Raw genomic sequence first — 19,571 nt, forward strand, 5'->3', positions numbered from 1 at the left:
GTGGGGGCGGGCCGGGGTTGTGGGGTGGGTGGGGTCAGGGGCGGAGGCGGGCCCAGATGACTTTGCCGCCGCCCGGTAGCGGGGCGACGCCGCAGGCTTCGGAGAGTGCCTTGACGATCGTGAGGCCCCAGCCGCCGTTGACGTCGAAGTTCTCCTCGCGGAGGTCGAGGTCGCCCGGCTCCAGGGGGACGACGGGCGCGGGCTCGGACGGCATCCCCGGATGTGTGTCGGCGACCCCGAGCAGAACCGCCCCACCCTCGAGATCACACCTGACGTTGACGGTCCCGCCCACCGGCGTCACCGCGACGGCGTTGGCGACGAGTTCGGAAAGGACGAGGTGCACGTCGTACCGCAGCTCCGCGCCGATCGACCAGCCGATCAGCCGCTGCTCGACAAGGCTCCACGCAAGTCCGGCACACGCCTTGGACGCGACCATGTCCTGACAAAGACCGTTCGCCGCCCCTACCGGACGCCCCACGGCCCCCTTCACACCCCACCCCTGACAAGCGGGTGCCCACCGGGGCACAACAGCAGTATCGTCATGCTCACCTCCTCAGCGAGGTAGAGCCGCGCGGCCGGGATCTGGGCCTCAATCCTTCCCCGACCGCGCGGCGGCTTCTCAGATCGCCTCGATTCCCGCGATCCCATGACCACTCACCGCAACATCTGCGATGCTGAGCGACAGCATGCACTGAAATTGCATAGGACGCAATGGGTTGCGTTCTTTATGTCTAACAGACTGATGGGTTTGTCCGATTTCGTACCGCAACGCACGACATTGAATGCAGGGACAGCGCAAAAGGAGGGCTCGATGACGCGGCAGTTCCGACCCCCGACCGCTCGCATCCGCCGCCTCGCGGTCGAGCTCACGGCATTGCGTCAGCAGCGCCGCCTCAGCCGTGACGAAGTCACGAATCGCACCGACATCAACCAGGTCACGCTTTATCGGATCGAAACGGGCAGGGCGCGTCCCCAACTGCGCACCCTTAACGCACTGCTCGAACTCTACGAGGTCCCTGAGCAGAAGCGGGGGCTGCTGAGACGCCTCCTTCAAGAGTCCACGAATCTTTCCTGGCTCCAGAAGTACAGCTCCGGAATCCAGGAGGCATACGGGACGTACATCAGCTTTGAGGCCGAAGCCTACTCAATCCGGACCTTCGAGCCGGTTCTCATCCCCGGCCTCCTCCAGACCGAGGCTTACACGCGCACCCTCACCAAGGCGTTCCACCCGAAGCTCTCAGTCGAGGCGGTCGAGGATCGCGTGGAGATCAGAAAGCGCCGCAAGGAACTCCTGCTCAAGGACGACGCCCCGCAATTCTGGGCGATCATCGACGAGGCCGCACTTCGGCGTGCCGTCGGCAGTCCCGACCTCATGAGGGAACAGGCGGCCTATATTCTCGCCTGCATGGACTACCCGACGGTGACGGTCCAGGTCTTGCCGTTCGCCGCAGGCGCGCATCCCGCCCTCGCGTCATCCTTCGTCGTCCTGGGCTTTCGGGAACCAATCGCCGCAGAGGTCGTCTACATCGAAAGCCTGGCCAGCAGCCTGTTCCTGGAGGAACAAGACATCATCGAGCAACACACCTCGGCCTTCGAACACCTGCGGGCCGTCGCCTCAAGCCCGGCAGCGACCGCCGACTTCCTGGCGACGCTGGCCCGATCCTGATCAAAGGAGTTGACCGTAATGCGCGTTCCTACTTCCACGCCGACCTGGCGCCGCAGCAGCTACAGCTACCCGGAGGGTAACTGTGTTGAGGCTTCCGTGGTGGGTCAGTTCCGCGGGGTGCGGGACAGCAAGAACCCGGGGCAGGGGCATCTGACTGTCTCGGCTGCTGTGTTTGCGCGGTTTTTGGGGGGGATTAAGGGGAGTTAGGGCTTTTCGATGATGCCGCAGGCCAGGCGGCCGCCGGAGTCGCCGGCCTTGAGGGTGTCGGGGTCGGGGCCCGGGGTGCCGTCGGGGGCCTTGTAGCGGTCGGGGACGTTGGCCTGGTTGTCGGCGAGCACGTGGATGATCACCGAGGTGCCGTCGGCGTCGAAGAGCTGGTCGGGCTGGAAGCGGTCGGTGACGGTCGTGGCCGCGCCCGTGCCGTTCTCGTTGATCAGCAGGTCGGGCAGGTCGCCCGTGTGGTGGGCGTGGTCGTGTCCGCCGTCCACATCGAGGTGTGCGCCCGCGCTGAAGAACGGGCTGCCCGTCGCCGGGTCCTTCGATGACGCGTCGCACACGCCCTTCTCGTGCAGGTGCAGCCCGTGGTACCCCGCAGGCAACCCCTTGCCTTCGACGGTGATCCGCACGCCCCCTCCCTCCGCGTCATCCATGGACAACTTCCCGACCTCGGCCCCCTCCGCGCTCCTGATCACGGCGTTCGCCCGCTGATCAAGCGCCGAGGCCGCCGAACCCCCCGTCGCCGCCACACCCGCGACGGCCGTACCCCCCGCCCCCACCGCGACGGCAAGGGCAAGATGCGTCATCCGAAACATGAGAAGTCTCCCCCGATGTGCGTATCTGCACCGACGCCCGAGAAGGACCACCCGGTCCCGGAACCGGAAAACACTCAACGGCTCCCGCGACTCCCCGGACACCTCACCTCAAGTATCGGCCCCGGTCGGCATGCTCCCCCGAACCCCACAGCAAACGTTCAGTCACCCCGTTCCTCCCACCCTCCCCCACCCGATCCGGACCTTTCCCCGCACTTGCCCGCCCCTTGCGCCGCACAACAAGGAGCCTGCCTACCCGGCTCTACAAGTTCGGTGGGGAGTTGAGTTCTGTTAGTTCGAGGTTGGGGGCGGAGAGGAGGATGTCGCCGGCCAGGTGGAAGGAGGTGAGTTCGGCGGTTTCGGGGTCCAGGGATTGCCAGTGTTGTACGGGGAGGGGGCCCAGGTCGGTGGGGTGGTCGGTGGTGGTGAGGAGGGTCCAGCGGCGGGTTACGCGGCGGGCGGCCAGGGAGGGGCCTTCTATGGCGATGAGGGGGGTGTCGGCTGTTTCGCCGGGGTGGAGGTTGAGGGAGCGGGCGATGGTTATGAGGAAGGCTGGGGAGTCGCCTAGGAAGGCGTATGCCTCGGCGGTGTGTTCGGTGCCTTGGGCGTCGGATGCGGTGCGGAGCCAGAGGAGGTCCTTGCCCGCGCAGCCGCCGCGCAGGGTCCAGGGGCCTGAGGTGAGTTCCAGGCGGGCGGGGCGCCAGCGGGAGTCGACGGTGAGATCCACGCGGGTCGTGGACGTGCTCACGTAGCGCCAGCCTGCGGGGCCGGGGGCGCACTGGAAGGACTCGCGTTCGCCGGTCTCCGGGCGGAGGTAGACGCCGCGCGGCATCTAGGAGCCCGATCGCCAGGAGGACAGGTAGTCCGCCTGGTCGGGGGTGAGGGCGTCGATGTCGACGGCCATGGACGCGAGTTTGAGGCGGGCGACCTCGGCGTCGATGTGGTCGGGGACCTGGTGGACGCCGGGGGCCAGCCCCTCGTGGGTCGCGGCGAGCCAGGCGCAGGTGAGCGCCTGGTCGGCGAAGGACATGTCCATGACGGCCGCGGGATGCCCCTCGGCGGCCGCCAGATTCACCAGACGGCCCTCGCAGAGCAGGACGAGCCGTCGGCCGTCCTCCAGCAGGTACTCGTCGGCGTGCGGCCTGACGCGCTGGACGTCGACGGCCAGCCCGGCGAGCCCCCGCACGTCCACCTCGACGTCGAAATGCCCGGAGTTGGCGAGAATTGCCCCGTCCTTCATGACGGCGAAGTGCGCGGTGTTGACGACGTCGCGGTTGCCGGTCGCCGTAAGGAACACGTCGCCGTGCCGGGCCGCCTCGTCCATCGTCTCCACCCGGAAGCCCTGCAGGAGCGCGTCCAACGCCTTCACCGGGTCGATCTCCGTGACGACGACGTGCGCGCCGAACCCGCGCGCGCGCTCGGCGAGGCCCCTACCGCAGTACCCGAACCCCGCGATGACCACGGTCTTGCCTGCGAGCAGCGTGTTGGTCGCCCGGATGACCCCGTCAAGGGTCGACTGGCCGGTGCCGTAACGGTTGTCGAAGAGCCGCTTGGTGGCCGTGTCGTTGACGGCGACGACGGGGAAGCGCAACGCGTCCTCGCGGGCCATCTGGTGCAGCCGCAGGACGCCCGTCGTCGTCTCCTCGCACCCGCCCAGGACGCCGGGGAGCAGGTCGAGCCTTTCGGTGTGCAGGATGTTCACCAGGTCGCACCCGTCGTCCACGACGAGGTGCGGGGCGAGGTCGAGCGCCGCGTGGATGTGCCGGTAATAGGTGTCCATGTCCACCCCAGAGCGGGCGAACACCGAGACCCCGTACGAGACGGCCAAGGCCGCGGCCGTGTCGTCCTGCGTAGACAGCGGGTTGGACGCGGCCACAGCCACCTCCGCACCTCCGGCCTGGAGGGTACGCAGCAGATTCGCCGTCTCCGTGGTGACGTGCATGCATGCCGCGATGCGGAGTCCGTCAAGGGGACGTTCCACCGCGAACCGCTCGCGGATCGCGCGCAGCACCGGCATGGCCCGGTCGGCCCAGTCGACGCGCCGGACCCCGGCCTGGGCGAGGCCGGGGTCCGCGATGTCCGAATCGGTCAAGACGCCAGATACCGGTCAGTACCGGTAGTGGTCGGGCTTGTACGGGCCCTCGACGTCGACGCCGATGTACTCGGCCTGCGCCTTGCTGAGGGTCGTGAGCTTGACGCCCAGGGCGTCGAGGTGCAGGCGGGCGACCTTCTCGTCAAGGTGCTTCGGCAGCACGTACACGCCGACCGGGTACTGCTCGGTCTTCGTGAACAGCTCGATCTGCGCGATCACCTGGTTGGTGAACGAGTTCGACATGACGAACGACGGGTGGCCGGTGGCGCAGCCCAGGTTCATCAGGCGGCCCTCGGCGAGCACGATGATGTTGTGGCCGTCGGGGAAGGTCCAGGTGGCGACCTGGGGCTTCACTTCCTCCTTGACGATGCCGGGGATCTTCGCGAGCCCGGCCATGTCGATCTCGTTGTCGAAGTGACCGATGTTCGACACGATCGCCTGGTGCTTCATCTTCGCCATGTGGTCGGCGGTGATGATGTTGAAGTTGCCGGTCGTGGTGACGAAGATGTCGGCGATCCCGACGACCTCGTCAAGGGTGGTCACCTGGAAACCGTCCATCGCGGCCTGGAGGGCGCAGATCGGGTCGATCTCGGTGACGATGACGCGCGCGCCCTGGCCGCGCAGCGCGTCGGCGCAGCCCTTGCCGACGTCGCCGTAACCGGCCACGACCGCGACCTTGCCGCCGATGAGGACGTCGGTGGCGCGGTTGAGGCCGTCGATGACCGAGTGGCGGCAGCCGTACTTGTTGTCGAACTTCGACTTGGTGACCGAGTCGTTGACGTTGATCGCCGGGAACGCGAGCGTGCCGTTCTTGTGCATCTCGTACAGGCGGTGCACGCCCGTCGTCGTCTCCTCGGTGACGCCCTTGATCGCGGCGGCGGTCTCCGTCCAGCGGCCCGGCGTCTCGGCGATGGTGCGCTTCAGGGTGTCGACGATGATGTGCCACTCTTCGGGGTCGTCCGCGGTGGCGGCCGGGACGGCTCCGGCCTTCTCGTACTCGGCGCCCTTGTGGACGAGGAGGGTCGCGTCGCCGCCGTCGTCAAGGATCATGTTGGGCGGGGTGCCGTCGGGCCAGCGCAGGGCCTGGTCGGTGCACCACCAGTACTCCTCGAGGGTCTCGCCCTTCCAGGCGAAGACCGGCACGCCCTTCGGGTCCTCGACGGTGCCCTCGGGCCCGACGACGACCGCCGCGGCGGCGTGGTCCTGGGTGGAGAAGATGTTGCAGCTCACCCAGCGGACGTCCGCGCCGAGCGCCACGAGGGTCTCGATGAGGACGGCGGTCTGGATCGTCATGTGCAGCGAGCCCATGATCTTCGCGCCGCGCAGCGGCTGTGCCGCCGCGTACTCCGCGCGCACCGCCATCAGCCCCGGCATCTCGTGCTCGGCGAGCTTGATCTCCTTGCGGCCGAACGCCGCGAGCGAAAGGTCGGCGACCTTGTAGTCCATCTTGAAGACTCCTCTGGATAGCTCCGCCGCGAGTCTAGGCCCCCCGGGGCCGCAAGAGCACGCCGGAACCCCCGAACCTGACATAGAATTGTCAGAATGAGGATCACAGAGGCCGCCCAGCGCCTGGGAACCTCCCCACGCATGCTCCGATACCGGGAGAAACTGGGCCTCCTCCCCCCACGCGCGGGCAAGGTCCACCGCCAATACACCGACCTAGACCTACGCGCCGTCTCTCTAGCCCTCTCCCTAGAGCAGCGCTACGACATCGGCCCCTCAGAACTGGCTTTCGCCCTCCGAGTCCTCGCCGACCCCGAAACCCGCACCCGCGTCCAAGACCTCGGCGAACGCCTAGGCCGCCTCACCCCCCACCGCACCCGCGCCCTCGACTTCGACCAGGCCAAAGCCCAACGCCTCCTCCACCGCCCCCGGTGACACCGGACGTCATCCGGCCCGGAGTTCGACCTCCTCGGCGTCGGCGTCGCCGAGGGAGATCACGAAGCGGACGCCCATGGCCCTGCCGATGCGGTCCAGCATGTCCAGCGTCGGCACCCCGCCGCCCAGCTCGATCCGCGACAGCGCGGGCTGGCTGATCCCGGCCCCCTGCGCCACCTCGGCCTGGGTGAGGTTCCGCGCGATCCGAATCTCACGCAGCCGGTCTCCAAGGTCCAGATCCCGAACGGCCCGCGCGTACTCGGGATGCTCCTCGACCTCGCGAAGCCGCCCCTCCCGCACAGCCCTCCACGAACCGTGTCCACCCATCACAACCTCCTGTCGAAAACATGAGTGCAGGTCATGTCGTGCTCAGCCTTACAAACCCGCATAGCCGCCACGGCCCTCCCCACGTCGTCATGCTGCGCGCCGTCCCGTGTCTTGGCGAAAACCGTGAGGAGCACGATCATGCGCCCCCGGGCTTCCAGAAGGTGATCCGCCATGAGCGCTCCCCCAGGATGATTCGGAGTTCAGCCACGCCTTCACGGAGACTCTTGACGTGGTGGCCGTCAGCCACGCCTCCCCGGATTACCAGGCAGCGATCGACCTTGGCCAGTACCCGCTGGTAGTGGGCGAACGGCAGGGCGGCCAGCCATGCCTCCACTTCAGACTCCAGAGCGATCTCGAACATATCCTCGATGGTATATATCCTCAATGGTATATGAGGGGTGTTCGAGAGCACCAGCCTTGAGATTCTGTCCGGTCGGCCCTAGGGAGGGGGTCAGGGTTGGCCTGGGGTTACCAGGCCGGATTCGTAGGCGAGCATGACGGCTTGGGCTCGGTCGCGGAGGCCGAGTTTGGTGAAGACGCGGGCCACGTGGGTTTTGACGGTGTGTTCGGAGACGACGAGGTGGGTGGCGATTTCGGCGTTGGAGAGGCCGCCGGCCATGAGGACGAGGACTTCGTTTTCGCGGGCTGTGAGGGTGGAGAGGGCGGCGGGTGGGGTGAGGCGGGTGCGGCGTTGTTTGGCGAACTCGCGGACCAGGCGCGCGGTCACCTGGGGGGCCAGGAGGGCGTCGCCTCTTGCGACGATGCGGACCGCCGCTACCAGGTCGGCGGCTGTGGCGTCCTTGAGGAGGAAGCCTGACGCGCCCGCAGACAACGCGTCGTAGACGTGTTCGTCGATGTCGAAGGTGGTGAGGATAAGGACGCGCAGGTTCTCCGTGCCGGGGTCGGAAAGGACCCTGCGGGTCGCCTCGATGCCGTCCATGCGCGGCATGCGGACGTCCATCACCATGACGTCGGGACGGTGCCTGCGGGCCAGCTCGACGGCCTCGGCGCCGTCCCCCGCCTCACCCACGACGGTGATGTCCTCCTGCGCGCCGAGCAGGGCCGCGAAGCCCGCGCGGACGATCGTCTGATCGTCGGCGACGACCACCCGGATCATGACGCCTCCCCTTGCCGGTCGCCCCGATTGTTCCAGCCGATCGGCCGCCTGGCACCGGTAAGCGCCCGCGGATCGGCGTTCAGGAGCCGAAGGGCAGGTCGGCGGACACGTCGAAACCGCCGTCGGGGGCGGGTCCGGCGCGGAAGTCGCCGCCGAGCATCGTCGCGCGCTCGCGCATGCCGATGAGGCCGTGGCCGCCGCTGGTCGGGAGCGGGAAGCCGTCGACCCTGGTCTGCGCCACCCCCGCCGACGCGTTGTGGACGCGTACGGCGAGCCTGTCCGGGTGGTAGGTGAGGTCGATCTGGACGGGCGCTCCCGGCGCGTGCCTGCGCACGTTCGTCAGCGCCTCCTGCACGATCCGGTAAGCCGACAGCTCAAGGGTCGCCGAGAGGGGCTGTTCGTTGCCGCGCACCGAAAGCGAAGCCGCTCCTCCCGCGCCCCGATGCTGGTCGAGGAGGTCGCCTATCCGGTCGAGCCTGGGCTGGGGCGTCACCTCGCCGTCGGCCGGCGCGTCCGAGCGCAGGACGCCGAGCAGCCTGCGCATCTCCACCAGCGCCTCACGGGCGGTGTGCGCGATCTCGGCGTACCCTTCGCGCGCCTCGTCCGACAGAGACGGCATCGTGTAAGGCGCGGTCTCGGCCTGCACCGCGATCATCGACACCGAGTGCGCGACGACGTCGTGCAGCTCCCGCGCGATCCGCGCCCGCTCCCGCATGACGGCCTGGTCGCGCTGCGCGTCACCCAGCGCCTGCAGGGTCTCGGTGCGCTGCTCGCGCGCCTCGGCCTCGGTCGCCTGGACCGTCCTGCGCGCGTCCCCCAGCCCGATCGCGCCGATGACGGCGGCGACCGCGGCGGGCCACGGGATCGCCGAAAGCCCGGTTCCCGCGACGTAGACGACCCCGACGACCATGAGCGAGGTAACCGCGAGCACCCCCGTCGACGCCCTAGGCAGCGCCTGCGCGAGCAGGTACAGCATGCACAACGCGGCGGCCATGGTCGTCACAAGGAACGCCTGCCCCGAGAGCAGCGACGCCGCCGTCGCGCCCAGCACGATCGCCGCGGCCGGCTTCAGCACCTCGCGCCGCCACACCATCGGCAGCGTCGCGGCGACGGCGAACGCCCCCTGGACGCTCATGACGTCCGACGTGTTCGTCCCGACCTCGTACACGGCCGCGAGGGTCAGCAGCAGCCCTGTGACCGGCGCGTACCCCCACGAGGACGAGAACCGCTGCCACGCCGCGATCCACCTGGGCGCGGGCCCCTCCGGGGCGGCCTGCGGCGTGATCATGGTCCCGTACGGCCCGTACGCGGCCGCCGGGGGCGCGGGCGGCTGTCCGTAGAGCCTGGCCATCACCTTGTCCTGGAGCGGCTTGAGAAGCCGTCCCAGCCCCTCGAGGACCCACAGCAGCAGCTGGCCGACGGCGGCCACGCCGCGCCCAGACAGCCGCCACAGATGTTCGGCCGCGCCCGTCCCGAGTGTCTTCTCGCTGCTCACGCTGCCATCCTCGCCGGGTTTCTGGCTGTTCGCCTCACCTTAGGGTGCGATACCCGATGCGCCGGTCCGCCTTGAGGATGACGCCGAATCGACCCCGTCGGGGGACGTGGAATGAATGCGCGGCTTCTACCGTTGGACACAGAGAGCAGGAGATGGGGGTCTCCGTAAGCTCCCGCCCACCGGATTCGGGGGAACCGATGGGCGGGGGCTTCGCTCGACAGACGGCGTCGGAAGGCTATGGCCTCCGGCGCCGCTTCCTTATGCGCCGGCGTCCGCGCCCGGCTTGTGCTTGTCGAGGTCGGGCTCGAGGTAGATCAGCCGCGCGACCGGGACCAGGTCCCTGACCTTGCCCTCGGCGGCGTCGATGGCCCGCGCGATCTCCACCGCGGTGTCCTCACCGCCGACCGCGATCTTGGCCGCGACCAGCAGCTCCTCCGGGCCGAGGTACTGGGTGCGCAGGTGGATCACCCGGTCGACCTCGGGCACCGACTCCAGCGCCGCGATGATCTCCTTGTCGGTGGCCTCGCCCGCGCCCTCGCCGAGCAGCAGGCTCTTGGTCTCGACCGCGAGGATCACCGCGATGACGGCGAGCAGGACGCCGATGGAGATGGTGCCGAGCGCGTCCCACATGCCGTCGCCGGTGATGACGGCAAGGCCCACACCGAGCAGCGCGAGGATGAGGCCGACCAGCGCGCCGAGGTCCTCAAGGAGGACGACGGGCAGCTCGGGGGCCTTGGAGCGCCGGATGAACTCCCACCACGAGCGGTCCCCGCGCACCGCGTTGGACTCGACGATCGCGGTCCGGAAGCTGAAGCTCTCCAGGATGATCGCGATGATCAGGACGCCGAACGCCCACTGCGGCGACTCGACCGGGTGCGGGTCCTGGAGCTTGTGGACGCCCTCGTAGATCGAGAACACCGCGCCGACGGTGAACAGCACGAGCGCGACGATGAAGGCGTAGAAGTACCGCTCACGGCCGTAGCCGAACGGGTGGTCGGCGGTCCGCGCCCTGGTGGAACGCTTCTTGCCGACCAGCAGCAGCGCCTGGTTGCCGGAGTCGGCGACCGAGTGGATGGACTCGGCCAGCATCGACGACGAACTCGTGAACACGTAGGCCACGAACTTGGCCACCGCGATCCCCAGGTTCGCCGCGAGTGCCGCGACGATCGCCTTGGTTCCGCCTTCTGCTGACATGTTGGTAGATCCTCGCTTCGAATTTCCGTGCGCGCGGGGACGGGTGTCGGTTCCACTCCCAGCGCCAAGGCCAGGTAAACGGACACATAGTCGCACAAGAGGGGGCGCGCGGGGCTCAGGAGGTTCGTGCGGCGATCTCGGCGCGGGCGGGCACGGGCGTCGGGTCCTTGCCGAGGGCCAGCGCGAGGTAGACCGAGGCGTAGTCGGCGAGGCACAGCAGCGAGGCGGCGCGCTCCAGCGGGTGGCCGCCCTCGCCGGACAGCACGCTCACCGCGATCCCGCGCGCGGCGGCGGTCTCCGCGACGGGCTCGCGCGCGGCGTTCCCCTCCTCGGAGAGGAACACCAGGTGGACGGCCGATTCCGGGTCCTCGGTGCGGTCGCGGAAGAAGTCGTCGGCGTCGGGGGCTGCGGCGTCCAGGGAGCCGGGCAGCGGAAGCGCGACGGCCACCTTGGCGTTGTCGGCCAGCTGCGCGGCAAGGCGGCGGGCCGCGGCCAGCTCAAGCGGGGTGCTCCCCCACGGCATCGGCAGCGTGCCCGAAAGGTCGAGGGCGAGCTGTTTCGCCGGATTCACAAAGGGTTCACCCGAAGGACGGCACCTGTGCGCGACGTCCTCAAGCCGCAGGGCGGCGGCCTCGATCGCCTCATCAGGGGCGGCGACGAGGCCGAGCCCGCGGAGCACGAGCAGCACCGGCACGATCTGCGCCCACAGCAGGGCGCGCACCGGACCCGTCGGGGGCGGGAGCGGCACGTAAAGCAGCCGGTTCTGGGTGGCGAGCGAGCGCAGCCGCGCGTCCGCCGGCCCGACCCCGACGACGGCCGCGCCCCGCCTTACGGCCTGCGCGGCGAGGTCGAAGGCCGCGTCGCCAAGCGCGCACACGAGGTCGTTGCCGCCGATCCAGCCGGGCAGGACGTCGCCGTCCACGCACAGCACGGGCACCGGACAGCCCGACCCGCACAGCGCCGCGACGACGTGACCGGCGTCACCGGGCCCGGTGATGATCACCGCGCGGGGCCGGCCCGCGCCCTGCAGCGCCTCGGCAAGGCCCGCCTCGGCCGTCAGCGCGACGGCCTGGCGCACATGCGCCGCGCCGGAGGCGACGAGCCGGAGCATGCCGCCCCGGTCGGCCGCCTCTAGCGCCGCCGGGTCGTCGAGCGCGCCCGCCGCGGGGGTCATGCCCGGGGAGCCCTCGCCTCGTCGACCAGCAGGACGGGGACGCCCTCGTCGGTGACCGGGTAGACGTTGCCGCACTCGCCGGAACAGACGAGCTCACCGCCCTCGGCGCGCAGCGCGCCACGGCAGGCCGGGCAGGCGAGGATCTCCAGGAGCCACGCGTCGATCTTCACTTTGCCTCCTCGGTGCGGACGATCGACAGGACCTCGTCCCGGATCGCCGCCATGGTCTGCCCGTCTCGCGCCTCGGCGTTGAGTCGGAGCAGCGGTTCGGTGTTGGACGCGCGCAGGTTGAACCACCAGCCGTCGCCCGTGAACGTGGTGCCGTCGAGCTCGTCCACGGTGACGCCGTCGCGCGCGGCGAAGACCGCGCCGACCCTGGCCACCGCGGCGGCCTGGTCGGCCACCTCGCTGTTGATCTCACCAGAAGCGACATACCGCTCGTATGACGCCAGAAGCGAGGAAAGCGTTCCGTTCTGCTCGCCGAGGGCGGCCAGCACGTGCAGTGCGGCGAGCATCCCCGAGTCGGCGAACCAGAAGTCGCGGAAGTAGAAGTGCGCCGAGTGCTCGCCGCCGAAGACCGCGCCGACGTCGGCCATGGTCTGCTTGATGAACGAGTGCCCGACGCGGGTGCGCACCGGCACCCCGCCGTTCTCGGCGATGATCTCCGGCACTGCCGCCGAACAGATCAGGTTGTGCACGACGTGCGCGCCCGGGTACTTGGCAAGCTCGCGCTCGGCCACCAGCGCGGTGATCGCCGACGGGGAGACGATCTCGCCCCGCTCGTCAACGGCGAAGCAGCGGTCGGCGTCGCCGTCGAAGGCGAGGCCGAGATCGGCGTTGTGCGCGCGGACTGCGGCCTGGAGGTCGCGCAGGTTCTCCGGCTCGATCGGGTTCGCCTCGTGGTTGGGGAACGAGCCGTCGAGCTCGAAGTACAGCGGGACGACGTCGAGGGGAAGGCCCGCGAAGACCGCCGGGACGGTGTGGCCGCCCATGCCGTTGCCCGCGTCCACGACGACCTTGAGCGGGCGGATGCCGGAAAGATCTACGAGGGTCTTCAGGTGGGTGGCGTAACCGGCGAGCAGATCACGCTGCTCGACCTTGCCGACGGGCCCGTCATGCGCGGGCACCCCTGCGGCGACGAGATCACGGATGTCGCGCAGCCCGGTGTCCTGCCCGATCGGCCGCGCGCCGGAAAGGCACATCTTCATGCCGTTGTAGCGGGCCGGATTGTGACTCGCGGTGAACATCACGCCGGGCAGCCCGAGGCTCCCGCTCGCGTAGTACAGCAGATCCGTGGACCCCAGCCCGGCCTCGAGAACGTCGGCCCCTTGCGACGTCACCCCGCGCGCGAAGGCCGCCGCCAGAGGGCCGGAAGACTCCCGCATGTCATGGGCGGTCACCACCCGAACAGCGCCGGTGACCCGGACAAAAGCCGCACCGGTCGCCTCGGCGATCTCCTCGTCGAACTCGTCCGGAACCACGCCCCGCACGTCATACGCCTTGAAGATCTTGGCGAGATCGCCCACGTCGGGTGTCCCTCCGGCTCGTTCCGAACTTGGACTTCGAGCCTAGTTGATTGCGCCGCCCCCGGCGTCGCAGCGATCACGCTCCCGCGAGCAACCGCGCGAGAATGCCTGGAGAGCGTTCACCCCGGAAGGTTCCACCTCAGCCGGGGCCACGGACTCCGAGCGGAACTCCCCGCAAAAGGGTTCCAGCTAAGCCGGGGCCACGGCCTTTGAGTGGAAGACCCCAGAGTGATTGGGCGCGTCGCCGTCTGGACCGGAGGTCTGTGAGCCGCCAGGCGAGCAGGCCGGAGGGAAGACGGCGACTTCCCGGCGCCCAATCACCGGCCGAGCGGAGCGAGGCCCAAAATTACGCCCCGCTTGCCTACGGCTCGGACCGTAGGACTCTTAGGTGGCCTCGGCGGCCTATTTCGGTGCCCTGGCCTACGGGTTCGGTGCCGGGGGCGGCGGGGCGGGCGGCTTCGCGGACGGCGTCGGCGAGGGCCTCGAGGTCGTCGGTGGAGGGTTGGTCGGGGGTGTCGTCGGCGGGCAGCCGCAGGAGTTCCCAGCCCATGGGGGCGGTCAGGCGGTCGGCGTGCTCGGCGCACAGGTCGTAGCAGTGCGGCTCGACGTACGCGGCTAGCGGACCGAGGACCGCGGTGGAGTCGCGGTAGACGTACGTGAGCGTGAAGACAGCAGACGCTTTGCACGCGGTGCGGGAGCAGATGCGGACGGGGCTCACGTTGGCTGAACGTACGCCTTTCCGGCCCGCATCGCCAGTATCCGCGTGATCGTGTCTCGCGTTTCATCTAATACGTCAACAAATCGGTCGGCCGTTTCCCCGGCTTCCGTCCCGCCGGATGCCCGCTGAACTCCGGGAACGCCGTGTGCCACGGGGGTCGCGGCGTCGGGAGGCCCGCGCCCGCGCGCGTAGACTGCCCGCGTGAGGAGAGTCAAGCGCCGCGACCGGCACGGCAGGGGCCTGCGCGGCCCGCTGGCCCCGCCCGAGGTGCCGATCTCCCTCACCCGCGCCGAGAAGTTCGACGACCTGGTCCGCGAGGAGGTCCAGCGGGTCGTCGCCCCTTGGCGGGAGCGGCTCGCGGGCGTCGAGTTCGCGGTCGAGGACATCCCGCCCGCCGACGCCGCGGCGACCCAGGTCCCGCTCGGCGTCACCAGGACCGTCGGCGGCGTGCCCAGGGTGGTGGTGTTCCGGCGTCCCCTCGAGGCCAGGGCGGGCAAGGACGGCAAGGGCGAGCGCGAGCTGGTCAGGCTGATCCACGACGTCGTCGTCGACGAGGTCGCGCAGCTCCTCGGCCTCGACCCGGACGACGTGGACGAGCCCGAAGACGAGTAGCCGTCAGGGCACGACGGACGTCAGCGACCCCGACACGGGCGGGAGAACGATCTCCAGCGGCGCGGGGAACAGCGTCCGTACCGTCAGCTGTTCACGCTGCCCGGCCTTCAGGCTGAGCAACCGCGCCCCGTAGACGGGCCCGGAACCGGCCAGCGGCGTCACCCGGACCGCCCCCTCCGTCAAAGGCACCTCGACCGTGCGCCCAGCGGGGATCTTGACCTCGGTCGGCGTCCCCGGCCCCGACGCCGTCAGCGGCACGACCCTGACCACCGCATCCTTCTCCGGGGCCGTGAGGACGATCCTGGCGGCCTCGCGGCTCTTCTTCGCACCCGAGGAGCCGGACGCGGGGACCACGGCCCCCAGCGCCGACGTGCCGCCGTCCAGGGGGATGCCCGCGCCGCCGAGCGCGAGATCGTAGCCGCCCGAGGCGAACCCGGCGACGATCTTCCGGTTCGAGGTCAGCTCGATCGTCGCGGGACGGCCGCCCAGGGAGGACTCGAGGTCGAGCGGGATGACCGTGCGGGCGGGCACGTCGAGGACGTCCTGGCCCTCGGGGACGAACGCGCCCTCGGCGGTGATCGCGCGGATCGTCACGCGGGCGTCGGAGCCGCCGGGAGCGCCCACGTACAGGGTGCGCTTCCCGCTGCCGCCCGGCACCCCGGGGACGATCGCGCGCAGGGCCGGTTCTGCGGTCGGGGTCGCCCAGTCCGCGCCGCGCGCGCCCACGTCGGCGCGGACGGCGGCGGCGACGCGGCCGCTCGTCGCGGTGACCCTGAGCGCGAGCACGTCGACGTCGGAGGCGATCATGCCGAGCCCTTCGAGCGACTCGCCGATCTTGATCACGCGGGTGCCGTGCGCGGGCACGTCGAGGGACTTGCCGTCGGTGGTGTCGAGGGACCCGTCGTCTGAGACGGCGTCGAGGTCGATCGTCGCGGGGACGTCGTCCACGTTGGTCACGTGCAGTTCGAGCGGGCCGGCGCCGGGCCCCGGGGTGACGAACCAGTGCTCGGTCGAGGGCGCGGTGCAGGGCGCGGAGGCGAGCCCCTTCTTGCCCGCGACGGTGTGGGCGGCCTCAAGGCCCGCCGCCACGGCCCCCTCCGCCCGGACCACGAGCGCGCTTCCCCGCTTGACCTCTCCGGTGAACAGCGCGGACGCCGTGGGCACGTCGGCCACGGCCTTGCCTTCGGCCTTCCCGTCGAGCGCGGTGACGGAAGCCGACCCCTGGCCTTCCCCGCCCGACACCACCGACAGCCGGGCCGTCTGCTCGGCGGCCGGGCACGCGGCGAGGGCCGTCCCGACGGGGACCGTCGCGCCCTTGAGCGCGGAAGGCTCCCCCGGACGGGTCAGCGCAGCCGACCCGTACAGGGCGGCGACCGCCACGAGGATCGAGGCGGCGACCCCGTACCGGTTGCCCGCGACGATCGTCGCCACGTCGAGCACCTTGTCGAACACGACCTTGGCGAACGCGCCGCCCCGCGCCGCCATGGAGACGCCCTCGGCCTCCCCCGGCTCGGCCGTCTTGGCGCGCGGCCCCGATCCGATGCGGGTGACCCCGTCATCCTCGGGTGTGACGTCCTCGGAGGCCGGAGCCTCGGGGTTCAACCAGGTCGCCTCAGCGGGCCGCCTGCCACGCCCGCCCGTCGCCCGGCGTCTGCCGAGGCCGCCGCCGAGCGGCGTGCGCTTCTTCCCCCGGCTCACGGCTGAGCCCCCACGGGCTCGGACGGCTCCGCCGAAACGGTCTCGGAAGTCCCCTCGAACCGCTGCTCGGGCACCCAGGCGGCGGCAGCGCCGCGCCGACGGCCGAGACGCCGCCCGCGCCTGCCCCGCACCGGCGCCTCACCGCCCGGAAGCGCCAACACCACGACGAGCAGGAACAGCACGCCCTGCACGATCGACCAGGCCGTCCACAGCCGCTCCCCGCGTTCGAGCACGAAGGTCCCGCCGCTCTCCGGCACGTCCCATCCGGCCGCCCACCCGTCGACGGTGACGGCCTTGGCCGCCTTCCCGCCCACGCTCGCCTCCCAGCCCCCGGCCGACTCCGCAAGCACGACCTTGCGCCCGGCTTCGCCGGCCGGAAGGTCGACCCTTGCCTCCACCGCACCGGAACGCAGCGGGGTGATCGCCCCTCCTTCGCCGACGAGCATCAGCCGCGCCCCCGGCTCGGTGAGCCGCCAGACAGCGAAGTCGTGGCTACGGCTCAGCCGGGTCAGCCCGGGCAGGCCGTCGAGACGGCGCAGCAGCCGTTCGGCGCTCTCCGGCCGCTCCCTGCCCTCCTGGGTGAACTGCAGGTACACGAACTGGACGCCGAAGTGGTTGAGCCCCTCGGTACCGCGCCCCGCAGCCAGGTCGGCCACCAGACGCGCAAGGCGGCGAGCCGTCTTGTCCTCGGGCTTGAAGTCCTCGTCTCCGAACGCCGGTGACGGCCCGCGCAGGAGGCTGTAGGCGATCGCGTCGCCGCCGTCGTGGTCGAGCACGAGGGTGCGCGCCCTGGTCTCGGCGTTGACGGCCGTGACGAACGCGGGCAGCGCCTCCTTCTGGGTCTTGCCGACGGGCCCGTCGACGCCGATGCCGATCCAGGCGAGCGCGGCCAGCGCGGGCGTGGACACCGCGATGAGGACCGCCCCTGCCGCACCGAACCGGTACTTCCAGGTGCCCGTGGACACCAGCTCGACCGAGCGTTGCAGCCCCGCGCACGCCGCCAGGATGAGCCCGCCCGTCGCGAACGCCAGCGGCACCCCCGGCCAGCCCGGCGCGCCCTCGCCGGGGGCCTCGGTGACGACGACGGCCGAGACGGCGATCGCGGCGAGGAACCCGAACAGGATCAGCATCCACCCGCCCATGACGGCGGTGCGGCGGCTGCGCAGCGGCAGCGCCGCGACGGCCAGCGCGAGCAGCCCTGCCGTCGCCCACCCGAGGTCGGTGCCCGGCCCGCCCGGGTCGAGGGTGAGGATCGACAGGCCGGTCAGGCTCTGGTCGACGAGGTCGGGCCGGTGCAGCCCGACCTCGAGCAGGAACCGCGACGGGTGCGCGAGCAGCTGGAGCGTGGTCGGCAGGAGCAGCAGCGGCGGGACGGCCAGCGCGATCGCGAGGTCGATCCCGCTGACGATCTTCGACCCGAGGTAGGACAGCCCGCCGAGGATGAGCAGCAGCAGCCACGTCAAAGGCACGAACGCCATCGCGACGGTCAGCAGCAGCGCAAGGCCCCACGCCGCACGCCTGGCCTGACGCGCGTCCACCCTCCCGCGCGGCTCACGCAGCACCCGCGCGCCCAGAAGGCCGATGAGCGGAAGCAGCACGTACACCACACAGGTACCGACCCGCCCGGACGCGATCGCCCCGGTGACCACAGGCAGCACCGCGTACGCGATCGCCGCCCACACCCGGATGGCGCTCGCCGGGACCCGGCTGCGACGCAGCAGCCGCGCGGTCCGCTTCCCGGCCGGAAGGCTCGTCGGGATAAGCCGCTTCGCGGCCAGGTACGCGGTGAGCCCCGCGAGCGGCACGCACCCTACGAGCACCGCCATGACCGCCAAGGACGGCTTGCCGAGGGTGAGCACCGACAACGCCGCCAAGAACGGCAGATAGGGAGGCGAGGCGTCCGCCGAGCCGAGGCCGACGGGATGCCATCCGGCCCAGTACGTCGCCCACAGGTCGCCCGTGCTCCCCCACGCCGGGACGAGCGCGCCCCCACCGAGCTGCCCCTGGGAGCCGAGCAAAGACCGTTCCGCGAGGAAGGCCACACACGACAGCACGAGCAGCACGACCGCGCTCGGGTGGGCGAGAATCCGCCGGATGACGCCGAAGCTCCGCTCCCGCAGCGGGATGTGCTCCTCCTCGGCCTCCACCGGGTCGAGGCCGTACTCGGTCGGCGCGATCAGCGCGCCGAGCCGCTCGGCGAGCCTGCGCAGGGTCACCCACTGCGGCTGGAAGCGCCGGACCGACCGGTAGACGCGCGCCCTGCCCTCGGTGCGCCCCGAGCGCAGCGCGCGCAGCTTGAGCGGCGCGGAGACCACGTCCTTGACGGCGTCGACCTCGTCGCGCAAAGCCATCGGCTTCTTGGCCAGCGCGAGCAGCGTGACGCGCAGCAGCGAGCCGAACAGCAGCCGCAGCAGCGACCCGAACGCGTGCCTGGCCGGGAGGTTGGCCAGCAGCGCCCACATGGCGTTGCGGCGGTCGAGGCGGCGCGGCGCGACCGGCGACGGCCTGCCCCCGCGCGCGGCGGCCTCGGCGTGGTAGACCAGCGCGTCGCTGACGGCGATGACCCGGTGCCCGGCCGCGTGGACCCGCCAGCCGAAGTCGACGTCGTCGCGGAACAGGCCGAAGCGCTCGTCGAGGCCGCCGGTGTGGTTCCACACGTCGCGGCGGACCAGCATGCCCGCGGTGCTGACGGCCATGACCTCGTGGACGCCGTCGTGCTGGCCCTGGTCGAACTCGCCGCGGTCGACGCCGGTGAAGCGGCGGCCCTGGCCGTCGAGGGCGACGCCGAGTTCCAGCAGGAGGCGGCGGTCGTCCCAGTCGCGCAGCTTCGGTCCGGCGAGGGCCACGTTGGGGTCGGCGTCGGCCTGCAGGAGCAGGTTCTCCAGGGCGGTCGGCGCGGGGGTGGAGTCGTCGTGCAGAATCCACACCCACTCGACGGCGTCGGCGGCGTCCACCTCCATGGCGGCGGCCGGGGTCTTCAGCGCGGCGGCGACGGCGGCGGCGAAGGGCACGTCGCGGTCGAGGGTGAGCAGGTTGCCGGGGCCGACGACGCCGGCGACGATCGCGGGCCCGGTGTCGGTGCTGCCGGTGTCGGCGATGACGAGGCGCTGGATGCGGCGGGTCTGGCTGAGCAGCGCCTTGAGGGTCTCGGGCAGCCAGCGCGCGCCGTCGTGCATGACGAGCACGGCGGTGACCACATGCCGGTCGAGTCCAGGCGCCACGGGCTGCTCATTCGGGTGGGGTGCGGGAGCGAATCTTGTGCGACA

The 19,571-nt window shown here is 70.8% G+C and carries 20 protein-coding genes; 4 read left to right on the top strand and 16 right to left on the bottom strand.

Annotated features, from left to right (window positions below):
* Window positions 1-34: 34 nt before the first annotated feature.
* Complete coding sequence (locus R9X44_RS32730) at window positions 35-436, bottom strand: ATP-binding protein (protein WP_319818240.1); 402 nt, start codon at window positions 434-436, stop codon at window positions 35-37.
* Between the two features lie 375 nt (window positions 437-811).
* Here R9X44_RS32730 and R9X44_RS32735 point away from each other — a divergent pair, with 375 nt between their 5' ends.
* Both R9X44_RS32735 and R9X44_RS32740 read left to right on the top strand, forming a co-directional pair.
* Complete coding sequence (locus tag R9X44_RS32735) at window positions 812-1,666, top strand: helix-turn-helix transcriptional regulator (RefSeq protein WP_319818241.1); 855 nt, start codon at window positions 812-814, stop codon at window positions 1,664-1,666.
* An 18-nt stretch (window positions 1,667-1,684) separates the two neighbouring features.
* Window positions 1,685-1,873, top strand: coding sequence for a DUF397 domain-containing protein (locus tag R9X44_RS32740; RefSeq protein WP_319818242.1), 189 nt, complete (start codon window positions 1,685-1,687; stop codon window positions 1,871-1,873).
* Here R9X44_RS32740 and R9X44_RS32745 read toward each other — a convergent pair.
* The 4 genes from R9X44_RS32745 to ahcY (R9X44_RS32760) all read right to left on the bottom strand — a co-directional run bounded on the left by R9X44_RS32745 (window position 1,870) and on the right by ahcY (R9X44_RS32760) (window position 6,013).
* Window positions 1,870-2,316 carry a superoxide dismutase family protein gene (locus R9X44_RS32745; RefSeq protein WP_319818243.1) on the bottom strand — a complete coding sequence of 149 codons (447 nt, stop codon included), beginning with the start codon at window positions 2,314-2,316 and terminating at the stop codon, window positions 1,870-1,872. The genes R9X44_RS32740 and R9X44_RS32745 overlap by 4 nt on opposite strands.
* A 421-nt stretch (window positions 2,317-2,737) precedes the next feature.
* Window positions 2,738-3,307, bottom strand: a complete 570-nt coding sequence (locus R9X44_RS32750; RefSeq protein ID WP_319818244.1) for a hypothetical protein — start codon at window positions 3,305-3,307, stop codon at window positions 2,738-2,740.
* Entirely contained in the window at window positions 3,308-4,567 is a 1,260-nt protein-coding gene (gene ahcY / locus R9X44_RS32755; protein ID WP_319818245.1) for an adenosylhomocysteinase, read from the bottom strand.
* Window positions 4,568-4,582: 15 nt separating this feature from the next.
* Window positions 4,583-6,013 carry an adenosylhomocysteinase gene (ahcY, locus tag R9X44_RS32760; RefSeq protein ID WP_319818246.1) on the bottom strand — a complete coding sequence of 477 codons (1,431 nt, stop codon included), beginning with the start codon at window positions 6,011-6,013 and terminating at the stop codon, window positions 4,583-4,585.
* Between the two features lie 96 nt (window positions 6,014-6,109).
* On the opposite strand from ahcY (R9X44_RS32760), the gene R9X44_RS32765 reads away from it, so the two are divergent.
* Window positions 6,110-6,445 carry a MerR family transcriptional regulator gene (locus R9X44_RS32765; protein ID WP_319818247.1) on the top strand — a complete coding sequence of 112 codons (336 nt, stop codon included), beginning with the start codon at window positions 6,110-6,112 and terminating at the stop codon, window positions 6,443-6,445.
* A 9-nt stretch (window positions 6,446-6,454) separates the two neighbouring features.
* On the opposite strand, the gene R9X44_RS32770 is transcribed toward R9X44_RS32765, so the two are convergent.
* The 9 genes from R9X44_RS32770 to R9X44_RS32810 all read right to left on the bottom strand — a co-directional run bounded on the left by R9X44_RS32770 (window position 6,455) and on the right by R9X44_RS32810 (window position 13,995).
* Entirely contained in the window at window positions 6,455-6,772 is a 318-nt protein-coding gene (locus R9X44_RS32770) for a helix-turn-helix transcriptional regulator (RefSeq protein ID WP_319818248.1), read from the bottom strand.
* A gap of 136 nt (window positions 6,773-6,908) precedes the next feature.
* Window positions 6,909-7,133, bottom strand: coding sequence for a hypothetical protein (locus tag R9X44_RS32775; RefSeq protein WP_319818249.1), 225 nt, complete (start codon window positions 7,131-7,133; stop codon window positions 6,909-6,911).
* 90 nt (window positions 7,134-7,223) lie between these two features.
* Window positions 7,224-7,889, bottom strand: coding sequence for a response regulator transcription factor (locus tag R9X44_RS32780; protein ID WP_319818250.1), 666 nt, complete (start codon window positions 7,887-7,889; stop codon window positions 7,224-7,226).
* A 79-nt stretch (window positions 7,890-7,968) separates the two neighbouring features.
* A complete protein-coding gene (locus R9X44_RS32785) occupies window positions 7,969-9,384 on the bottom strand; it encodes a sensor histidine kinase (protein WP_319818251.1) in 1,416 nt (471 codons plus the stop codon).
* A 258-nt stretch (window positions 9,385-9,642) separates the two neighbouring features.
* The gene (locus R9X44_RS32790) at window positions 9,643-10,578 is read right to left on the bottom strand and encodes a cation diffusion facilitator family transporter (protein WP_319818252.1); all 936 of its coding nucleotides are present in this window, start codon (window positions 10,576-10,578) and stop codon (window positions 9,643-9,645) included.
* Window positions 10,579-10,693: 115 nt separating this feature from the next.
* Window positions 10,694-11,752 (bottom strand): SIS domain-containing protein, encoded by a 1,059-nt coding sequence (locus R9X44_RS32795; RefSeq protein ID WP_319818253.1) that lies wholly within the window; start codon window positions 11,750-11,752, stop codon window positions 10,694-10,696.
* A complete protein-coding gene (locus R9X44_RS32800) occupies window positions 11,749-11,922 on the bottom strand; it encodes a Trm112 family protein (protein ID WP_319818254.1) in 174 nt (57 codons plus the stop codon). Before R9X44_RS32800 ends, R9X44_RS32795 begins: the two co-directional genes overlap by 4 nt.
* Window positions 11,919-13,277 (bottom strand): phosphomannomutase/phosphoglucomutase, encoded by a 1,359-nt coding sequence (locus R9X44_RS32805; protein ID WP_319818255.1) that lies wholly within the window; start codon window positions 13,275-13,277, stop codon window positions 11,919-11,921. The genes R9X44_RS32800 and R9X44_RS32805 overlap by 4 nt, the downstream gene beginning before the upstream one ends.
* Before the next feature lie 361 nt (window positions 13,278-13,638).
* On the bottom strand, window positions 13,639-13,995 hold the full coding sequence (locus R9X44_RS32810) for a DUF3499 domain-containing protein (RefSeq protein WP_319818256.1): 357 nt from the start codon (window positions 13,993-13,995) through the stop codon (window positions 13,639-13,641).
* A gap of 201 nt (window positions 13,996-14,196) precedes the next feature.
* Here R9X44_RS32810 and R9X44_RS32815 point away from each other — a divergent pair, with 201 nt between their 5' ends.
* Window positions 14,197-14,607 (top strand): metallopeptidase family protein, encoded by a 411-nt coding sequence (locus R9X44_RS32815; protein WP_319818257.1) that lies wholly within the window; start codon window positions 14,197-14,199, stop codon window positions 14,605-14,607.
* 3 nt (window positions 14,608-14,610) lie between these two features.
* On the opposite strand, the gene R9X44_RS32820 is transcribed toward R9X44_RS32815, so the two are convergent.
* Entirely contained in the window at window positions 14,611-16,305 is a 1,695-nt protein-coding gene (locus R9X44_RS32820) for a DUF5719 family protein (RefSeq protein ID WP_319818258.1), read from the bottom strand.
* Window positions 16,302-19,526, bottom strand: coding sequence for a glycosyltransferase family 2 protein (locus R9X44_RS32825; RefSeq protein ID WP_319818259.1), 3,225 nt, complete (start codon window positions 19,524-19,526; stop codon window positions 16,302-16,304). The genes R9X44_RS32820 and R9X44_RS32825 overlap by 4 nt, the downstream gene beginning before the upstream one ends.
* Between the last annotated feature and the right edge of the window lie 45 nt (window positions 19,527-19,571).

This window comes from Actinocorallia sp. A-T 12471 (assembly GCF_033875155.1).
Classification (GTDB): Bacteria; Actinomycetota; Actinomycetes; order Streptosporangiales; family Streptosporangiaceae; genus Actinocorallia.